Origin of the sequence: Gillisia xinjiangensis (assembly GCF_046298265.1) — a bacterium.
GTDB lineage: Bacteria > Bacteroidota > Bacteroidia > Flavobacteriales > Flavobacteriaceae > Gillisia > Gillisia xinjiangensis.
The window spans coordinates 1-19,239 of sequence record NZ_JBKAHK010000011.1 but is presented as its reverse complement, the minus strand read 5'-3'; the positions used below and the strand labels follow the sequence as shown (position 1 = coordinate 19,239).

The 19,239-nt window shown below is 37.8% G+C and carries 16 protein-coding genes; 7 read left to right on the top strand and 9 right to left on the bottom strand.

Annotated elements, in window-relative coordinates:
* The first annotated feature begins 106 nt into the window (after positions 1-106).
* Both ACKGJN_RS15660 and ACKGJN_RS15655 read left to right on the top strand, forming a co-directional pair.
* Complete coding sequence (locus ACKGJN_RS15660) at positions 107-811, top strand: CPBP family intramembrane glutamic endopeptidase (RefSeq protein WP_409540501.1); 705 nt, start codon at positions 107-109, stop codon at positions 809-811.
* 485 nt (positions 812-1,296) lie between these two features.
* On the top strand, positions 1,297-1,485 hold the full coding sequence (locus ACKGJN_RS15655; protein WP_409540500.1) for a Rieske (2Fe-2S) protein: 189 nt from the start codon (positions 1,297-1,299) through the stop codon (positions 1,483-1,485).
* Positions 1,486-1,759: 274 nt separating this feature from the next.
* Here ACKGJN_RS15655 and ACKGJN_RS15650 read toward each other — a convergent pair whose 3' ends face one another.
* The 5 genes from ACKGJN_RS15650 to ACKGJN_RS15630 all read right to left on the bottom strand — a co-directional run bounded on the left by ACKGJN_RS15650 (position 1,760) and on the right by ACKGJN_RS15630 (position 8,599).
* Positions 1,760-4,840: an efflux RND transporter permease subunit gene (locus ACKGJN_RS15650; RefSeq protein ID WP_409540499.1), complete on the bottom strand. Its 3,081-nt coding sequence runs from the start codon at positions 4,838-4,840 to the stop codon at positions 1,760-1,762.
* Between the two features lie 12 nt (positions 4,841-4,852).
* Positions 4,853-6,355, bottom strand: a complete 1,503-nt coding sequence (locus ACKGJN_RS15645) for an efflux RND transporter periplasmic adaptor subunit (RefSeq protein WP_409540498.1) — start codon at positions 6,353-6,355, stop codon at positions 4,853-4,855.
* 295 nt (positions 6,356-6,650) lie between these two features.
* Entirely contained in the window at positions 6,651-6,887 is a 237-nt protein-coding gene (locus ACKGJN_RS15640; protein ID WP_409540497.1) for a hypothetical protein, read from the bottom strand.
* A gap of 18 nt (positions 6,888-6,905) precedes the next feature.
* Entirely contained in the window at positions 6,906-8,093 is a 1,188-nt protein-coding gene (locus ACKGJN_RS15635; protein WP_409540496.1) for a TolC family protein, read from the bottom strand.
* Positions 8,094-8,164: 71 nt separating this feature from the next.
* Positions 8,165-8,599 (bottom strand): hypothetical protein, encoded by a 435-nt coding sequence (locus tag ACKGJN_RS15630; RefSeq protein ID WP_409540495.1) that lies wholly within the window; start codon positions 8,597-8,599, stop codon positions 8,165-8,167.
* A 198-nt stretch (positions 8,600-8,797) separates the two neighbouring features.
* Here ACKGJN_RS15630 and ACKGJN_RS15625 point away from each other — a divergent pair, with 198 nt between their 5' ends.
* Positions 8,798-9,244, top strand: coding sequence for a hypothetical protein (locus ACKGJN_RS15625; RefSeq protein ID WP_409540494.1), 447 nt, complete (start codon positions 8,798-8,800; stop codon positions 9,242-9,244).
* A 41-nt stretch (positions 9,245-9,285) separates the two neighbouring features.
* Here ACKGJN_RS15625 and ACKGJN_RS15620 read toward each other — a convergent pair whose 3' ends face one another.
* The 4 genes from ACKGJN_RS15620 to ACKGJN_RS15605 all read right to left on the bottom strand — a co-directional run bounded on the left by ACKGJN_RS15620 (position 9,286) and on the right by ACKGJN_RS15605 (position 15,171).
* Positions 9,286-10,053, bottom strand: coding sequence for an SOS response-associated peptidase (locus ACKGJN_RS15620; protein ID WP_409540493.1), 768 nt, complete (start codon positions 10,051-10,053; stop codon positions 9,286-9,288).
* A gap of 1,397 nt (positions 10,054-11,450) precedes the next feature.
* Positions 11,451-12,194 (bottom strand): PepSY-like domain-containing protein, encoded by a 744-nt coding sequence (locus tag ACKGJN_RS15615; protein ID WP_409540492.1) that lies wholly within the window; start codon positions 12,192-12,194, stop codon positions 11,451-11,453.
* 1,072 nt (positions 12,195-13,266) lie between these two features.
* Positions 13,267-14,355 (bottom strand): sensor histidine kinase, encoded by a 1,089-nt coding sequence (locus ACKGJN_RS15610; protein WP_409540491.1) that lies wholly within the window; start codon positions 14,353-14,355, stop codon positions 13,267-13,269.
* Positions 14,356-14,589: 234 nt separating this feature from the next.
* Positions 14,590-15,171, bottom strand: coding sequence for a GNAT family N-acetyltransferase (locus ACKGJN_RS15605; protein WP_409540490.1), 582 nt, complete (start codon positions 15,169-15,171; stop codon positions 14,590-14,592).
* 107 nt (positions 15,172-15,278) lie between these two features.
* Here ACKGJN_RS15605 and ACKGJN_RS15600 point away from each other — a divergent pair, with 107 nt between their 5' ends.
* The 4 genes from ACKGJN_RS15600 (at position 15,279) to ACKGJN_RS15585 (ending at position 18,804) form a co-directional block, all read left to right on the top strand.
* Entirely contained in the window at positions 15,279-15,425 is a 147-nt protein-coding gene (locus ACKGJN_RS15600; protein WP_409540489.1) for a hypothetical protein, read from the top strand.
* A gap of 34 nt (positions 15,426-15,459) precedes the next feature.
* Positions 15,460-15,714, top strand: a complete 255-nt coding sequence (locus ACKGJN_RS15595; RefSeq protein ID WP_409540488.1) for a YceI family protein — start codon at positions 15,460-15,462, stop codon at positions 15,712-15,714.
* A 493-nt stretch (positions 15,715-16,207) separates the two neighbouring features.
* Positions 16,208-16,756: a hypothetical protein gene (locus ACKGJN_RS15590; RefSeq protein ID WP_409540487.1), complete on the top strand. Its 549-nt coding sequence runs from the start codon at positions 16,208-16,210 to the stop codon at positions 16,754-16,756.
* A 29-nt stretch (positions 16,757-16,785) separates the two neighbouring features.
* Complete coding sequence (locus ACKGJN_RS15585) at positions 16,786-18,804, top strand: lipase family protein (protein ID WP_409540486.1); 2,019 nt, start codon at positions 16,786-16,788, stop codon at positions 18,802-18,804.
* Positions 18,805-19,239 lie beyond the last annotated feature (435 nt).

The window sequence follows — 19,239 nt, the reverse complement described above, 5'->3', positions numbered from 1 at the left end:
AATAAACTTCTAAACTGTTTTAAATGTGCGCTTCCTATAGCTATTGAGAGCGTGTCCCCGCTCCAGAATTATAACAAAAATGCAGCCTAAAAGCTAATTAATCAAAATGAATCTCGATATTCCAACAACCCAATATAAACCAACCAGTTATAAAGGATTTCTTATTGACCTGATTATTTACATCTCTGTAATGTTTCTAATTAGAGAGGTTTATATTCCAAAAATTGGATTTCTCGCGAATGGCCTTTTTTGGTCGTTTACAACCTTGGGGGTTGCAACCTGGAGGATGAAAGTTAGAAATGTTACCTGGAAAGAATTAGGTTTACGTAAACCAAAAAGTCCTTTTAAGACCTTAGGGATTTCTATTATAATACTTGCAGCCGTAATAATTTCTATTGTTGCTTTTGAGATTATTAAAGACAATTTACCGTTTTCAATAACGCCAGATAGTTCATCTGAAAATGCGTCTTCAAAATTTGGGGATCTAAAGGGAAATTGGTTGCTTTTTTTATCAATTATGCCAATGGTTTTAATTGAGTCAGCGCTGGAAGAATTATTAGACAGAGGATTCTTAATGAATTGGATTGAACGCCTCTTTTCATCAACAACTTTTGCAACAATCATTGCCGTAGTATTACAAGCGGTAATTTTTGGATTTAGACATTCCTATGATTTTTCGGCAAGGTCAATAACTGCCGGAATTATTGGTTTAATTATGGGAATAGCATATATAAAGTTCGGTCGGAATTTATGGCCCTTAATTATCGCTCATTGCGTACTCAATACAATCTCTATGATTGATAGAGTATAATATTGAAATTAAAAATGACACTCAAAATCGGTTACTCCGGACATACTTCCAATCTTATATTATTAAGTCTAATAACACCTTTTAATAAAGTCAGGTTCTATCTTTTTCTTTCTGCGATAGTGGTTGCAATTATGCTCGTGCTTCAACATGTCATTATACTATTGACATCTTAGTTGTTCCTTTATTTGCCTTGTTAGCCATAGCAATAGCTGATACAATTATGAAACTTATTTTCAAAAGACCTATAGACTTATCCAGATCAAAGAGTTTACGTATGTTGTTTCAAAAATCTACCTAAAGACTTTTGGGTTTCTTTTTCAGACCTTAAAAGGTATAAAAAGTTGAAACTGTGAAGATCGATTGATCATCTTGTATAATATATCAATTATCAAAACCACCTTTAGCCTAATGCATTTCTGATTTAGAAAAGATGATTTAGTTTATGTATCTTTCTAAGATAATTTAAGAAATGAGTATACATCCATATGATTGAACAGGAAGGGCTTCTTAAGAATTATTGGTATGCAGCCGGAACTTCTAAAGAATTAAATGGGAATAAACCAATAAAAAGAATCGTATTTGATATTCCAATTGTTGTATTGGGAAATAGAGCAACAAAACAACAAAAGAAAAAACGAACCAAATCGCACGCTATTACTGGGAAAAATAACTGATAAGTACAAAATTTTTAATTTGAATTTACTTACTCATTGGGATGAAAATTTCCTGCTAAAGAGTATAAGGGAAATCAAAAATTCAGATACCTAGCGGTACCGCATACAGAGTGTAAAAACATAATTTTGGACGATAAATAGTTCTAATTAGGGGAAGTCTGTAATACAATGTAAATTTTAACGAATTTGAGAGTAATGTAACAGCTGCGACTTATAAAAATGGCTGTGTCCCCTTGAACACAGCCATTCCTTTAATTTAAAAGGATTATCTAAATTATTTATTTCTAATCACCAATTGATACACACAGGGAATTACAACCAAATTTAATATGGTAGCCGTTAATAATCCACCCAATATAACTACAGCCATGGGACTTTGTATTTCGCTACCAGGCTCCCCACCCTTTAAGGCCAATGGGATTAATGCCAAACCTGTTGTAAAAGCTGTCATCAAGATTGGATTTAATCTGTCTAAGGCTCCGGATTTAATCAATTGAAATCCTTGCATTCCTTCCTTTCTTAAATCTTCATAGCGAGACACCAGCAATATACCGTTGCGTGTTGCGATACCAAACAAACTGATAAAACCAATTGTTACTGCGATACTGATGATTCCGGATGTAAAATAAACAATCAAAATACCACCGATTAATGCCAATGGTAAATTGATCAAAACAACAAAAGCCAATTTTACATTTTTAAATTCATAATACAGCAATAGAAAAATAACTCCAATAGCAAGGAATGCACTTACTAGAAGTAATTGTGATGCTTTGGACTCACTTTCAAATTGACCACCATATTGTACCCGGTAGCCTTCTGGCATATTCACATTGTTCGCAACAACCTCTTTTATCTCGTTTACGGCACCACGTAAATCCCTGCCCTGAACATTGGCAGCAACAACAATTTTACGTTGCACATCCTCACGATTGATGGTATTTGGACTGCTTACTGAAGCAACCGTAGCCAATTCCCCCAAAGTGGTTTGACCTCCATTTGGTAAACTGATTAAGGTTTGACCGATGGTTTCAATATCATCCCGAAAGGGTTTTTCGTAGCGCACTATCAAATCAAAGTACTTTTGACCTTCATAAATCTCTCCGGCTTCTTCCCCTGCAAAGGCAATATCTACTTGTTCCATCAAATTACCTACAGTCATACCATAGGCCGATAGAATTTGGCGTTTTGGCTTGATGCGTATTTGAGGAACTTCAATCTGCTGGTCAACCGCAACATCTGCCAATCCATCAATATCCTTTATGTTCTGTTCTACGCTTTTTCCTACTTCAAACAATTGTTGCAGATCTGAACCGAAAATCTTTATGGCAATATTGGCTCGGGTACCCGAAAGCATATGGTCAATACGGTGTGCGATGGGTTGGCCTAAGGTAATATTGACACCTGGGGCAATGCTTAATTTATTTCGAACTTCTTCAAAAAATTCTTCTTTGGTCTTGCCTTGGAGAACAAAAGGAACATCGATTTCAGAAGCATTGACGCCTTGCGCGTGTTCGTCTAATTCAGCACGACCTTGTCTGCGCGTCACGACTTCCACTTCGGGTAGATCCAATAAAATTTCTTCTATTAATTTTCCTGTTTTGTTGCTTTCTTCCAATGACATTCCCGGTGGCCCAACCACACTAATCACCAAAGAGCCTTCATTGAATTCCGGCAAAAAGCTTCTTCCCAATTGCGTAAAAACCATAAGACTTATGATAAATGCAATGACGGTTACTCCAATAATTGTTTTTGGGATTTGTGTGGCACGTTCCAAAAGATTACCATAGTGTCTCTGTAACCAGCGCTCCACAAGTGTTCCTTCTGCCTGTTTATTCAGCAGTTTTTCATTATTCAGCAAATAGGAACATAAAATAGGTGTTACCGTAACAGCAACAATCAGTGAGGTTAAAACCGATGTAACAAATGCAATCCCCAGGGGCTGCAATAATCGGCCTTCCATTCCGCTTAAAAAGAATAATGGAATAAACGACACGATAATAATTAAGGTAGCTATAATGATGGAACTCCGAATCTCTACAGAGGCATCACGAACAACCGTAATTGTTGATTGGCGTTCCTCTTTCGGTTTTCTGACGTTCTCCCGCAATCGTTTATACACATTTTCAACATCGATAATAGCATCATCCACCAAGGCGCCAATAGCAATAGCCATTCCTCCTAAACTCATCGTATTAATAGTATAACCCAACCATTTTAAAATGATGATGGACACCAATAATGAAATGGGAATTGCCAATAACGAAATAAGCGTCGTTCTCCAATTCATCAAAAAGATAAAAAGTACAATCATTACAAAGAATGCACCTTCCAACAAGGTTTGATTTAAATTGCTAATGGAAGCATCAATAAAATCGGCCTGTCTAAAGATTTGACTTTTAATATTGACGCCTTTCGGCAAGGTTTTTTCTAAATCGGCAATCGCTTCATCCAATCTATCTGTCAGTTCCAACGTATTTACATCGGGTTGTTTGGAAATGGTTAAAATAACTGCCGGTTTTGCATTTAATGACCCATCCCCAATTTTATCGGCTGCACCAATTTGGACAGTTGCCACATCCTTTATTTTAATGGTTTGACCATTGACTTGTTTTACAACCGCTTCCTGTAAATCCTCCAAAGCATACGCTCTACCGCTTCCCTTGATAATGTATTGATTGCCATATTGATTGATCACTCCACCAGGTGCATTTGTATTGGCTTCTTTAACTTGTTCTACCAATTCAGAAAGGCTTACATCATAATACTTCATCTTTTCAGGATTGGCAAATACCTGGTATTGCTTATAATCGCCACCAATGACCACCACATTTGCAATACCGCCAATCGCTTTTATGCGAGGTCTTATAGTCCAATCGGATAAGGTTCGTAATTCCATTGCGGACAAGCTATCTGAGGTCACACCCAATAGCATTATTTCGCCCATAATGGATGAAATAGGTGCCATTGTTGGTGCTCCAATACCTTCTGGCAAATTTTCTCTCACCATTGGGATGCGTTCACTTACAATTTGGCGAGCCCGATAAATATCGGTTCCCCATTCAAATTCTACCCACACAATGGAAATTCCTGCGGCGGATGAAGAACGGATCCGTCTCACATTTGGCGAACCGTTTAAGGCCGTTTCCAATTGATAGGTCACTAATTTTTCGACTTCTTCAGATTCCATTCCGTGCGCTTCGGTAAGAATGGTTACCGTTGGTGCTGTAAGGTCTGGGAATACATCGACATTCATTGTGCTGGCGTAATACACACCCAACACGCTCAATGCAACTGCTCCCAACAGAATAAGCAATCTATTTTGAAGTGAAATTGATAATATTTTGTTTAACATTTGCTTCGTTTTTTAATGATCGTGACCGTGTGCAGGTGTTGAACCAGACATGGAAGCCATTTTAACCTGGTATGCTCCTTCAGTTACAACCACTTCGCCAACTTGCAAGCCCTGTAGTATTTCTACATTCTCGCCATTGCGCTTCCCTGTTTTTACAGGTCGCCTTTCAAAGCTCTCGCCTGAAAGTTGCACAATAACTGAATAGCTTCCATAATCTTCTAATAAAGCATTAACAGGAATCATTGTGTTTTGGGTCGCAATGCCCATCGCTATTTGAACGGGCGTTAAACTTCCTTCCGGCATATCGACCTCTGCATTTACTTGTGCGAAAACTGAAATCAGCGGGTTTTCACGCTCTACATCTTTACCAACAGACAGAATTTCACCTTCGGCATCTGTTACATTTGCCCAATGTCCATCGTTTGTTTGATACCAAATACCCTGCACATTCTCCATTGTAATTCCGTAGCTGGGTGCTATCTGGGTTTTTAGTACTTTGGATTGATGTGTTCCAATTGCTACCAATGCCACGCCCTGCTCTACATAATCGCCATTGGTGACTGAAATAGATTTGATAAAGCCATCAAAAGGAGCACGAATCTGTTTGCTGCCTCCCGAAACACCTGACGTCAATGATTGATAGTTTGATTTAGCTATCTCAAAATTGCTCTCCACTTTCTCAAATTCCGATTTTGGGACAATTTTAGATTCGTACAGTTCTTTTTTACGTTCGTATTCAGATTTTGCCTGGTTAAAATTGGCACGTGCATTGGCGATTTCGTTACTCAAATTATTGGATACCAAACCTTCACTGTTCAAACTCATCAACAGTTGACCTTGTTTTACCGCTGTGCCTTCCGTGAGATTATTCACTTTAAAATCCACCACGCCATTGGATTTTGCTGCTAGGGATTTTACCGAGCCCGGTGATGGCATCCAAACACCTGAGGTATTGATGACATCGTAAATTTCACCCGAAACAACAGGTGCGGTTTGAAAATCGATTTTCCAGGCCTGTTCCTTTAAGAAGGAGATACTGCCATCATCTTCGGCAGTGCCTAAGGCTTTTATTGCTTCGGCTGCATTCGGATAAACAGTCACGTCATCAATCGTTATCTTATCGGAATATTCCGGTGTTTTCAATTCAAAAACAAGTTGGTAAATACCAGATTCTTTCGGTTGAATTGTAGGCGAAAATATTCCTGGTGATGATGGTGCTTCTGCGGTATTTCGAATGCCTTTATCCCCTTTAATTAAACTTACCGTAACCGAACCTTCACGGACGGGCTGGTGTTTATCGAGCACCGTAAAATGGGCTGCAAATCTGCTTGAATTGCCTGCTATTAAGGCGGGGAATTCTACAAAAAGTTCAGTCTTATCTGTCCAGATGGTGTGGTTTAATCGAGGGATTTCTTCCCCAACGTGACTACCATCGGCATCATGTGCATGTGCATCTTCTGCCTTGTTATTACAAGACATCGCCAAAAAGGCAAGCACTATTAATATATATTTCATCTGTTTATTTTTCTGTTTTGAATCAATTATTCAGCGCTAATCTGCGTGATTCTGCGGAAAATTTTTCAATAGTAGATATTTATTGTTTTTCATCTTTCATAACTTGTCCCCATAATTCAAGAGTTACATCCATATAAGCATTTTCCTGTGTGAGATATTTTATTCTATTAAGATGACAGCAATATATTGACACATAAAATTATGTAATATACATGTGTATCAAACTGATAGTCTTTTATCTATATTCTTTCGTCTGGTTAATAATGGATGTTTCACCTTTTGTATCTGGTTGTTTTTAATGGTCGTGGTGTTCAGCACCATCATCGTGTTTGTGGCTTTCAGTTTTTATTTCCATAGAATCTTTCTCTACTTGAAATTCTTCCTGTTCTATAATTTCATCGTGCATATGACCGCCATCTGCATCGTGTTCATGACCGTGGTCGTCAGTGGGTTGATTTTTTGTGTCCCTGCAAGAGGTTACTAAAAATGTCGATGCGATTGTTATTGCAAATAATACTTTTGAGATTTTCATAATTGTATGTTTTAAAGTTTATAATTGATGTTTTAATAATTGTGCTTTAAGCAATTCTAATTCTTTTTCCATTTGAAGCATTTTATCTAATGCATTTCGATAAAACTGAAGCTCTACGTAGTAATCCATAAATGAATACTCGCCCAACATATAGGCTTTAAAAAGCAAATCCTCACTATTTAAATTATCCATTGTAGTTCGATACTCATTGTATTTTTTGAGCATCAATTCATAGCGGTTATAGGTTTCCTGAAATTGAGTGTAAATCGATGTTGTAATCAAAAGGGTATTGGATTGCTGATAGTCATAATTAGCCTGGGCGGCTTTTACTTTGTTTTTGCTATTCCAAAGCGGTATTGAAAGCCCACCATAAAAACCAGAATAATTGCTGCTGCTAACGCCTTGATAATTGTACCCAAGTGCGATATTGGGCAGCACTTTATTTCTTTCCAATTTCACTTTTTGCAAGGAAGCCGTTTCAGCAGCTTTTAGTTCCTGTACCGCAGGATCATTGGCTAATTTTTCCTGCCAGAGGCCTTCTTCCTTGCCGACTTCAATAGGCAAAGAAATTTTTGCTTCAAGGCTATCATCAATGGCTTTTCCACCATTCAAGGTCTTGAGTTTGGACAGCAAAATTTGGATTTCGCTTTCGATTTGTTGAACAACAAACTGCTCCTGGATCCAGGCAATTTTCGCCTTGTTCAAATCTAAAATACCAATTTGCTCCTTGTTAAAAAGTTCCTGAATCTGGTCGAAAACCTGTTTACTCTGGGTTTTTCGCTCGGTTTCAATCGCCTTTTGCTTCTGTAAAAAAGCAATTTCAATGAGTAGCTCCTTTGCACTCAACAAAATTTCCTGCCTCTTTTTTGCATAGGATGTTTGCAGTTGGGTTGATTTTAAATCGTTCCATTTACTGCGCGCACCATATACGGTAGGAAATTCAAAGGATTGTGATACCTCATATTCAGTATAATCACCGGTTGCATTATCACCAAAAGGCAAATAATAACCTGAAAGCTGTGGGTCAGGCAAATTGTTGTTGCTCCTGTTTTCGAGTTGCTGGCTTTCAATAAAGGACTTATAACCTTTTAACTCCGTATTATTCTGTTCTATTTCAATGAGTACTTCCTCTATATTTTTGTCTTGCGAGAAACCATGTACAAAGAACAGGCATCCGAAAATTGCGGATACGATGTGTTTATTCATTGTTTGAATTTTTAGGTTTAACCTGAATTTGTGAAATGATACATTACCGTAGAGGTAATATTCCTAAACGATTAACCTAAAGTTGGCGGGCCTCGTGTATCGAGGGATGTGAGATAATAATTGAAATAATTATTTGGAGGATGATATAACGTAACTTTTTCCGCTTCATCATAGATTATAGAAATACTATAATGCTTAGCAGAAATAGGCGTTTTTAAAACCTTTTTTACGTTAAGTTGTTTTACACTGCTGTTTTGCGTTACTAATATTTCATTAGACACTACTGAATGCACGTGCATTTCTAAAAAGAGACCCAATAATCCCTTGTTAGAACTCTCTTTTTCCGGAACATCGTGGTGATGATCGTGCGTATCGCTATGCGAAACAGCTTTATGTGTGTGCCCAACATCGTGTTGGTGATGCAAGTGCGGCAAAACCTGATGCAATAACAGCATAGAGAATACCCCTAAAAAGAAAAGTGCTTTTATGTGCTCATGTTTATGCATTAATGGCAAATATAATATTTTTATAATTGGTTGTTCCGGATATCAATTATTTCTGTTGGATGGAAAGAAAAAGTTCTTATTATTTTTTAGCCTTGGTTTATGTGATGGAAAAAAAAGTGCTGCTTGCATTCTTTAGTCAAAAATTTTGGCAAGCTTAATCGTGAGGCTCTGTATAGACGTAAAATTGATTTTCTGTGGATGATTTCACAAAATCCATCTCTTACAACAGGAATTATTCCAAGTAAAAATTTTATATTTGTTGGAAATATTCCTAATATGAGTTTTAGACCTTTATATGGATTTATAGATTTCCCGGAGAATGCTCAACCGGAAGACCTGCATTTGGGCCTCACATTCGATTATGAATTTGCAGGAAAAAGAACGGGAGAGCTGGTTTGCCTCTTAATCCATAGCTGGGTAATTGACTATCAGGGGAACGTATTTAGCCGTAAATGTGAGTATATGTTACCCCGGATAAAGGCGGTAGATTGTCTTACCCAACACATAAGGGATCATATTGTGTTCCTTGGGCTTGATGATATGTCCTGCAGAAGATTGATGAGGGATTTCGAGCTGGACAATAAAAAGTGCGTTGTATATGATGTCCTGGAGTTTGGTAAGGAAGTAATAAAAAAAAGTTCCTGATTCAGATTAAATTCTGGATTATGATCATTTCATAGATCTTGTTATAAAGCCTTTAATTCTGAATATTCAAAAGGTTCAGAAACCTTCTCAACATTCCCGATATATTCTTTTCCCCTTAATCGCCTCACCGTGTAAGCACCCAATTCTTCATCAGGGTATTCTTTTATCAATTCCTGAACGGATGTAACATCCAGTTCGTCTTCAATTGGGTCAAGCCATTTGTCCTCCAATTCCTGCGGCAAAATTAACGGCATTCTTGGCCCTTCCAATTTCGGATTATTATGGATTTTTGCCAGCATTTTATTTCCCTTTGTGGTAACTATGGAAAAAGTATTGAGCATTTCCCCTGTTTCCGGATCGGTCCATTCGCTCCAAAGTCCGGCCAATGCCAAAGGTTTGTCGTTTTTTTGATGAATGTAGAACGGAAATGTTTTTCCATTAAGGTGATGGTGTTCAAAAAATCCGTTGATATAAATAAGACAGCGGTTATGTTGAGCCGATTCCCGGAAGGAAGGTTTTTCAAAAATGGTCTCCCCTCTCGCATTCAAGGTTTTATTCCATATTTCCTTTAGCTGCTTTTTGTCCTTTACCCAATGAGGAACCAAACCCCAGGTTGAAACCTCGGGATCCCAGGGAGAACGATCTGTATAAATAAGCAATTTTGGATGGCTGAAACCTGTAGTGTGGTAAATGGGCAAATTGGTCAATGGAGCCAGGTTTTCCTTGATTTCTTTAATGGCCTGCAAATCCATTTTCCGACTGGCGCGACTTAATTGCGCCTCTAAATTAGTACTGATATCGTAGCACATAGTAAAAATGTTATCGCTAATAAATATACCGAATTAAGCTCAATGTGTAAATTGCAGTCTGGATAAGAACCTTTGATGTTTCTAATGCAGCCTATGGCGGTAGGATGGAAGATTATTTTAATTCTCATTTTTGTCATTGATACACCTATGTAAGTTCTGTTCCTTCTCCAAGAGTTTCGCAGTCGCAAATTTTATTGCTTCTTGATAAAGTGGCTGTGTTTCCATTTATTTGTTTTCAAGTTTATGACAAATCTCTCCTGCACTGATTTTTGCATAAGTTCGTGCTGAAAAAGGTTCAAGCTTGGCAGGCTCGCTGGGTAGAGTATTGGCTTTAGATACCCGGGGCGTAATTAAACAACTCAGAGAGGTAAAAGCATGCTCTGATTGGTTATGGATGTATTCTCCTTTAACAAAAAAGATGTTCAATGCTTAATGCGAATTAAATTCCAAAACTTAATTAACAAACTCACCCAAAAGATACCTCCACATCATCACCATTACAATACTGGATAACACCACTTATGATAGATACTATCAAAAGCCCTCGATAAAGAATGAAGCCCTCTGAAAATCAAGATATAGAGACCACCCATTGGATTATTTGAAATGGCCCCTGGTGATAGGGGGCTTTATCCTTTACCCCTTGGGTATATTTGGAGTGCTAACCTTGATTTAACAAAAAATTAATTTTCGATTAACACTTCTTTCTTGCAGTAATTAAACAAGATTGTATCTTTATAATGGCTTTAATGGAATATGGAAAAGGCATCAGCTAAGCTTCATTATTTCTTATAGCTAAGTATCTAAAATTTGTTGGGGTAGATTTTAGACTTAAAGTGAATAGACGGGTGGGGCCGTCTATTTGCATTTAATAGCATTTCCAGAGCCCTCTTTACTTATCTATTGAATTCCTGGTATCCCGGATGCTCAAATTAAATCCTAAAATCTCCATAAAATAAAAACAGGAAGCCGAAGCCTCCCGTTTCATCAGGAGATATTAATTTCACTACTAAACATTTTATGGTGGTCAATATCATTACATCAAGTGCAATATATTGAGTCTCCGATTAGACCGTGTATTTAATATCTTCTAAATTTGATTTTTCTAAACATAATTTAAGTTTTTTCTATCCAAAATGCTTTCCCCGTTAAGTCGGTATGCCACAAGTTTACCACCTTTTGCAACCCTATAATCCAAACAACAAATATTGTCTTTATTCAACATTACGAAACGCTTTTTATAGCAAGCTATAAAGCTAATTTTAACAATTTGGAAATAGGACGCCGTAGGTTGTTCAACGGGAAGTCGTAATCACTACTGCGTTTAAAATTGTTTTAAATAGGAAAAGGCTGCAGAATCTCCGCAGCCTTAGCCTATTTATGAATGCAATTTTTTCTTAGTTATCGTCATCATCATCGTCGTCATCTCCATTGTGGTCTTCAGCTTCAAGGAAAGTTCCGTCAGAATCAAATTTTAATTCTACTCCATTATTTAGGGTAACCTCAAAAGTATTGTCATCCTCCCTTTCTGCCTCAATGATGGTGTTGTTTGGGTAATTTGTTGCTATATAATCCCGAATCACCTGTGGTAATTCCGAAACTTCTATGTCATCGTCATCTTTGTCATCATTGTCATCATCATCTGCGCGGCCCAGAAAATTTCCGTCGGCGTCAAAAATAAGTTCCGCATCATTAGATAATTCAATCTCAAAGTTGCCGTTATTTTCCCTTTCGGCCTCTTCAATAGTTGCACCCGGAAAATAAGTGGTAATGAAATTCCGAATATTTACAGGAAGATCCCCTGGCGCGATATTTTCATCTCCGAAGTCATCATCACCGTCGTCATCAATTCCTAAAAAATTCCCCTGTTGATCAAAGATCAGTTCGGTTCCATTATTCAGCTCAACCTCATAATTGTTATTGTCCTCAATTTCGGCTTCTTTAATGGTATTGTTCGGGTAGTTTGTGCTAACATAGTTGAGGATCGCCTGCGGTAAAGCAGCCGTGTTAATATAATTATCAGAACGCTGTGCTGTAAGATTTAGATCTACATTTGTTCCCATATCTCCGGCGTCATCGTCGCTGGAACAGGAGCTGAAGGTTAAGGTGGCAGCAAATGCCAGGCTAAGAAGCTTTTTCATAATTCAAATTGTTTTAGAAATGTTTGTTTCTGATAAACGTATAGTTTATTATTAAATTACAAATAATCAGGATTTAGCAGAACTTTAACGGTGAAAACCAGGGCGATGGTTAGAGGACGGACTAATCTGGTTTATGCGGGCGATCACGGTGTAAGTATCCAATTTTTCACATCAGTATTCTTTAACCAATTCCTGAACTTATAAAACATTCACCTTGGCTTCCATTGGGTTAAGCCACTTGCCCTAAAATTCCTGAGGTAAAATAAACGGCTTTCCCGGTTCTCCCAAATTTGGATTATGATGGATTCCCATCATTTTATTTCGCAGCAGCCACAAGGTCTTGGGGACCCCATCAAAAAGATAATTTGTTAAAAATTTAAGCAAAAGACCTGAACTTTGTTGCAGGGCTTTTGTAATTATTTAGGCGATTATTGAAATACTCCCGGTCTTTAAAAGCCCTGAGCCAAAAACCACTGTTACACCTAAAAAGTTGATAATTTTATGAGTGTTTTTTTTTTGGATTATGGACTTTACTTTAAAATGAAAAAGACTGACCAAAAATTTTTGGATTGCACCAAAGCTTTCATGATACCGCGACATTTAATGTCTAGGCTTAGACCTTAATTAATAATTATACGAATAGCTTTAGGGGGCAGAATAAGGTGAGCAGCTTAATTTTTATTTAAGCGTACCGCGGGAATTTGAATTAAGCCTAAATGTTATGGACAAAGAAAAAATATTAGTGAATTCGTGGCAATCATCTGAAAACCCAAATTCCTGGTACCAAATTTCAGTTATGCAATTTGAAGATTATAGTAGATGAAATTTAAGGCTAAGAGAACATAATAAACAGTTAAGAGCAAGAAGAAATCCGCAGAAAATTAGAGTAATGAATATAAGCTTAAATGCAATTCCAAATTTTAATCCTGAATATTCTGAGATCTACGCATAATATTAGCCATCTTTTGCCCTTCGCCAAATCACTCTACCAACTTCTGCGTTTAACTTTCCACGTTAACTCAAGTTGCGGATTATAACCTAAATTTGTAGAAAGCTAAGCTGAACTGCCGGATCAAGACGGATTTTTAAAAAAGACCTTAAAGGTGGTACCTTCCCCCTCTTTACTCTCGAGTTTTATCCTGCCCTCATTATCCTCGATCATTTTTTTCACTACATAGAGGCCAATGCCGGTTCCCGGTATATTCTTGGATAATCTTGAATATTTTTTAAATATCCGCCTTTGATGTTCAAAGGGTATACCCAATCCATTATCCTGCACACAAAGGATCACAAAACCTTTCACTGCCTCTGTGGATATTTTTATCTCTGAAGATTTTTTGGGATCGCTGAATTTAACTGCATTTTTAATAAGGTTATAGAACACACTTCTCAAGCTGTTCCTGGGAAAGAAAATTTCCGTGACCTTCAAATCTGTATTAACCCTTATATTATTCTCTTTGATCTCCATCTTAAGGGCGGTGAATATATCTTCGCAAATCTCTTCAATATTCAGCACCCCCTCTTCGGAAGATTTCCCCTTCTCTTCCACCTTGCCCGAAGCAAAATCTTCCACCAGACCATCCAGGCTTTTTGAGGACTCTTTCAGGGTCTTGATCCATTTCTCAAACTGGAGGAAATTGTTTTTTTGATGCGCCATTAATAAGCCGTCCGCAATCAAAGTGATGGTCGCGATGGGTTGCCTTATGTCGTGTGCTAACGCGTACTTAAAATTCTCGTATTGAGAATTCAGTTTTTCCAGTTCTCTCATGGCCTTTAACCGCTTTGTGATGTCCACAAAAGTGATAATCACTCCATTGATGATATCCTTTTCATGCTCTATATATGGTACAATAGTCATCTGGAACCAACGGCCGTCGGTGGTTTGAACTTCTTTTTCGAGAACCTTGTTCGAATTTTCTATTATGTCTTTAATATCTTCAACAACGTTGGGGTAGCGTAAATTGTCCTTAACATCTGCGATGTTTTTGCCAACATGATCATACGTCAGGGAAAACTGCTTCATAGCAGGCGGGGTAAAGATCCTCAATATGAGGTCTGCATCCACGAACAACTGCGGAATTATAGTATTAGAAAAGTAATTTGAAAGGTCAAAATCGAGCTTCCGCAATTGCCGGGCATCACTTTTTGGGGTATCAGTCATAGAGAAAAATCTAAAATTATAACTGGGAGCAATATATAACAAAATAAAAACCTAAAATAGCTGCGGAGGAACTAATCCGTTTTTAAGAAAATTTTTAGATTTACTGAAGGGCATCCAGGGGATTTCCTCCCTACAATAACCCTTTGCAATTTATGGGAAGTTTTTACCCCTAAACTTATTGCTTCTTGTAGCTAATAACTTCTTTGCTCGATAGCGAAGCTGCTAGTCCCAAACTTAATTCTTTATTTTTTTACCAGGTTGAAATTCAGATTTTAGTAATGAGTAAATTTCACTATCCAGGTAATCTCCATTGTAATAATAGTTTTCCCTGAAATAAGCTTCCTTTTGAAATCCCATTTTTGTCAGAATTTTTCGGGAATTATTATTTTCCGGGTTAATGTTTGCTTCCAGACTATGAAGATTTAAATCATTGAATCCAAAATTGAAAATACTTAGCATTGCCTCCTTCATAAACCCCTTTCCCCAAAATTCAGGTTTTAAGGTATATCCGATCTCTGCCCTGGAATTTTTATGATCTATTTTGAAAAATGCAAAATCACCTATAAACTTATCGGTTGATTTTTCGATAATAGCCCAAAAGATCCCGGTTTTTTCTTCATACATTCTTAAGTTTTCAGAAATGAAGTTTTCAGAATGTTGAATCGTCACATGTCTTTCTGAATCCATATAAATCATAACTTTTTCATCTGAACGAATTAATTGTACTTCTCGAGCATCGTTTAGTTCCAGCTTTCTAAGAAGAAGCCTTTCACTTTCCAATAGCAAAAAATCTTTAAAGTATAAATCTTTAATCATATGCTTTGTGGTTTATTTGATATAAAAACGTATCATATTTAAAGGATTCCCGGCTACAGTTATTTTTCTAAAAATAAATCAAAAACCTAAGAGCAAGTCCAAAAGTTATGTCCCCTGATGATGAGGCTGCTGATAATCCAAACAATCCCTGGCAGCCATTGTGTGCAGGGATGGATGATGCCATAATAGCGCTCACGCAGCACGAAGATAATCTAATTGCCGGCGGTTGGTTTGAAAAGGCCGGTGAAGTCTAATAAACCCTGAAATTATTTATTTGCACTAAATATCATGAAACAGGTATTTTCAATTCTGTTTATCGCTTTTTTAAGCATCAACAGCTTTGCACAAACCACCTGGAATGCCGATCCGGCTCATTCGCAGGTTACTTTTGAAATCACCCACTTAACCATTGCGGATATTAAAGGTAATTTCAACAAATCTGAAGGCAGTATTGCGGCTTCAAAAGAGGATTTCAGCGATGCCCAATATCAAATTTTCATCGATGTTCCTTCTAAAGAGACAGGAGTTGAAAATGAGGGATAATCACCCTAGAAGTGCCGATTTCTTTTTTCGCAAGACATGGAGAGCCTGCGCCTTTTTCTAAGTTCGCCTAGAGCGTAGATCCCGGGAAAATCAGCTCATAAAAAAAGCCCGAACAGTGACTGTTCAGGCTTTTTTTGGTCGGGGTGGCAGGGTTAATTTGCCGCCCCCATAATACCAGTAAATTCAGTACTTTTCTTTATTTTCCTTCCTCCAGGTAACCGAATAGGTAACTTTAAGAATGATATAAATTACCTTGTAAAGATAAGAATTTTAAACTGCTTTAGCATTTTACCTGTTTTGGAATTTTATTTTCTATAGCAAAACCGTAAATAATATATGGTTTTCTATTAAGTGAAAAAAACATAATAACATAATTCTCATAAAATTAAATCAAAAAAGATTGAGTTTATAGAATGAGAAATATTTCGGATTGTGTTGTTATTTAACTTTCATATTAATAATTTTTGATACATTAACTTAAAATTTGAAAATTATGAAAGCTGCCATAAACCTTCTTTTGCTTATCTTATTTCTAAGTATAAATTCCTGTTCAAAACAAGATAACTGCGAAAACCCTGTTGATTGTTTGCCGCCAGTGACACAAACAGGTGCTAATATTGCCGGCTGTTTAGTAAATGGAGAAATATTACTACCTAGTGGGAAAAGCTTGGGCAGTGGTTCTGTTCTTCACTCTCAATATGTTTACTATCAAAACGAATATATATTTTCAATTACTATCAGGGATAGGGATAATAATAGATTAGTGCAAGTTCGTTCTGGAAATATTAAACTTGCTGAAGGTGAAAAGTATACGTTAATAGAGGAATCTGACAGCAATTTTTCAGGAGTCTATATTATAGGTGGAGCCGGAAGCGGAATAGGTTACCTTACTACCCAACAGGAAAGTGGCGAATTTGAAATAATAAAATTGGATGAATCAAAGAATATAATTAGCGGAACCTTCTGGTTTGATGCCATTAATAATGATGGTGAAATTGTTCAAGTAAGGGAAGGCCGATTTGATGTACAATATCAACAATAACTTTTTCATAACTACTAACTCCCAAATCTATGAAAACAACATTACTTTACCTGATGTTATTGGCATCTCTATGCCTTTCTGCCCAACAAAGCACCAATACCAGCTTTGGCACCCAAATGTCCTCCACCTTTGCTAACCTGGACAAAACACGGGTGCCTTATGGCATGCTTAGCGATTTCTCTATGGAATTTACCGCTCTGCCGGCTTTCCAGGGAACTTTAAACGATAGTTCGTATGTACACCCGGGAACCCTAAAACAATTGTACAAGACCTTATTGTTCTCCAGGGTGACAACAAGTACGCAAGGGTTTGTGCCCTATAACAATTTTGAAAACAACTGGGAAAATGCCCGTAAAAAGAAAACCATCGTGTTAAGTGGGTTGTTTTACAGGTATTCAAAATTTCTTGACAATGCTTATCCTGACAAAATCACAATTTCCAACAATAAAATATATGATAAATATGTGAACGGGATATGGCAAAACCCTTACCATGCGCAAAAAGCTTTTGCCATTTCCCCTTCTACTATCAACTATAAAAGCCTGGATATGCTGGTAAAATTCCCTGCTAGTTTATGGTATTCCAATGTAGGGAGCCAGGTGCAGTCGATACAAATCAATTTTAACGATGGCGGCGGGTACCAAACTCTGAACCCAGGACATGAAAAATATATTCAATATAGTTCTGCAGGAGTAAAAATATGGGTCTATAAACTTACCCTGAGCACCGGGGAAATTCTATACAGCCATTCCAAAATTAACGTAGATATGGGGATAAGCTCAAGACCGTATGGTTCCAAAACTTCCCATACAGGGGATAGGCCTGGGGTAGATACTCTTCATTTTACCGCAACCACCCCACATTTGGGAAAATTTGGAAATGCCACTGTTTTAATTAATTATGGCAATACAGTGGATCAGATTAGAAAACCTTTGATCATAGCTGAAGGCTTGGATATGGGTGCCGTTACCTCACCGGAGGAGCCTTTTGGGAATTCAGATATTGAGAATTTTGAAAATACTGTTTTGGCTTCTGACAGTGAGGAGCTAGGCGATATTGTTAATGCTAATGAAGGTATTCTTAACGATCAGGAATACGATATCATCTATGTCAACTGGAGCAACGGCACCGATTATTTACAACGCAACGCCTATGTTTTACAGGAAGTTATAAAGTGGGTAAATGAGGAAAAAGCCAAAGTGGGTAGCACAACGCCCAATGTGGTCCTCGGCCAAAGTATGGGCGGGGTTATTGCAAGGTACGCACTCAAAGACATGGAAAATAAGGGGCTCCCCCATGATACCCGCACTTATATAAGCCATGATGCCCCACACCTGGGCGCCAATGTCCCTTTGGGTTACCAGTTCGCCGCACGGCATGGCAGGAGCCAATACGTGCAATCCCCCTTCCAGCTTTTGGCGGGCGATGTGATAGTACCACTTTTTAACGATGGGGTTGGGGTTTCAGATTATCTGGAATTATTGGACCAGCCCGCGGCAAAGCAACTACTGGTGCAGCGGGTGAATACAAATTATACCAGTGATAACATTACCCATCTGGAATGGCAAACTGAATTAAGGAATATGGGCTATCCTCAACTTACGGAGCGCAATGTCTCGATAGCCAATGGAAACCAGTGTGCCATTACCCAGGGGTTTTATCCAGCCAACACCCTTTTGTCTATTAATGGTTTTGCAAAAACCGGCTGGTTAACTGATATGCTTACTAACTTTACGGGTTACGGTGTTTATGCAAATAACGCAATATTCCTGGCTGCCACTATTTTTACTATTGAACCCGGTTTTTTGTTTGGCTTATTGCCGGGAAATAGCAAGTTAACCGCTGATATAAATATTAAAGCGCTGCCCGCCTATGGACAAACCGCCCAAATCTATTCCGGGAAATTGACATTCACCAAAAAACTTTTGTGGTTAATAAATATCAATGTGAATCTCACCGACAGAAGTTTCGATCCCCTACCAATACCCTGCCTTATGATTATTTCCCTGGGGGAGTTGAGTCTACGGGTATTGCAAGTTCCACAGTAAATCAATCCAATGCTTTTTATGGTATCAAGACAACCATAACCAGTGATCCTGATTTTTCCTTTATACCTACTGCCAGCGCATTGGATATTGGCAAAGGCTTTACCGCTTTGACTACCGCAGATTATTTAAAGATTTATGAACCAGGTAGTCCACCGCCTTCCCCTAAAGACACACCATTTGATAATTTTATTGCTTCTCACCGGTCAATCCCTTTTGATATAGAGGAACTGCAAGCTGGAAACACAACTGTCTCCATCACAAATTTTAATCAGGGGCATTTGGATTTTTATGTTGGAAATGGAGATTGGCTTGCAAATGAAATTAACAACACAGTTGCAAATAATGTGGTTGATTGTACTTTTTTATGTGGACCTGTTGAAATCTCCGGAAGCGCAAGTTTATGTTCTCCCGGCCAATACAGTATTCAAACCGGTG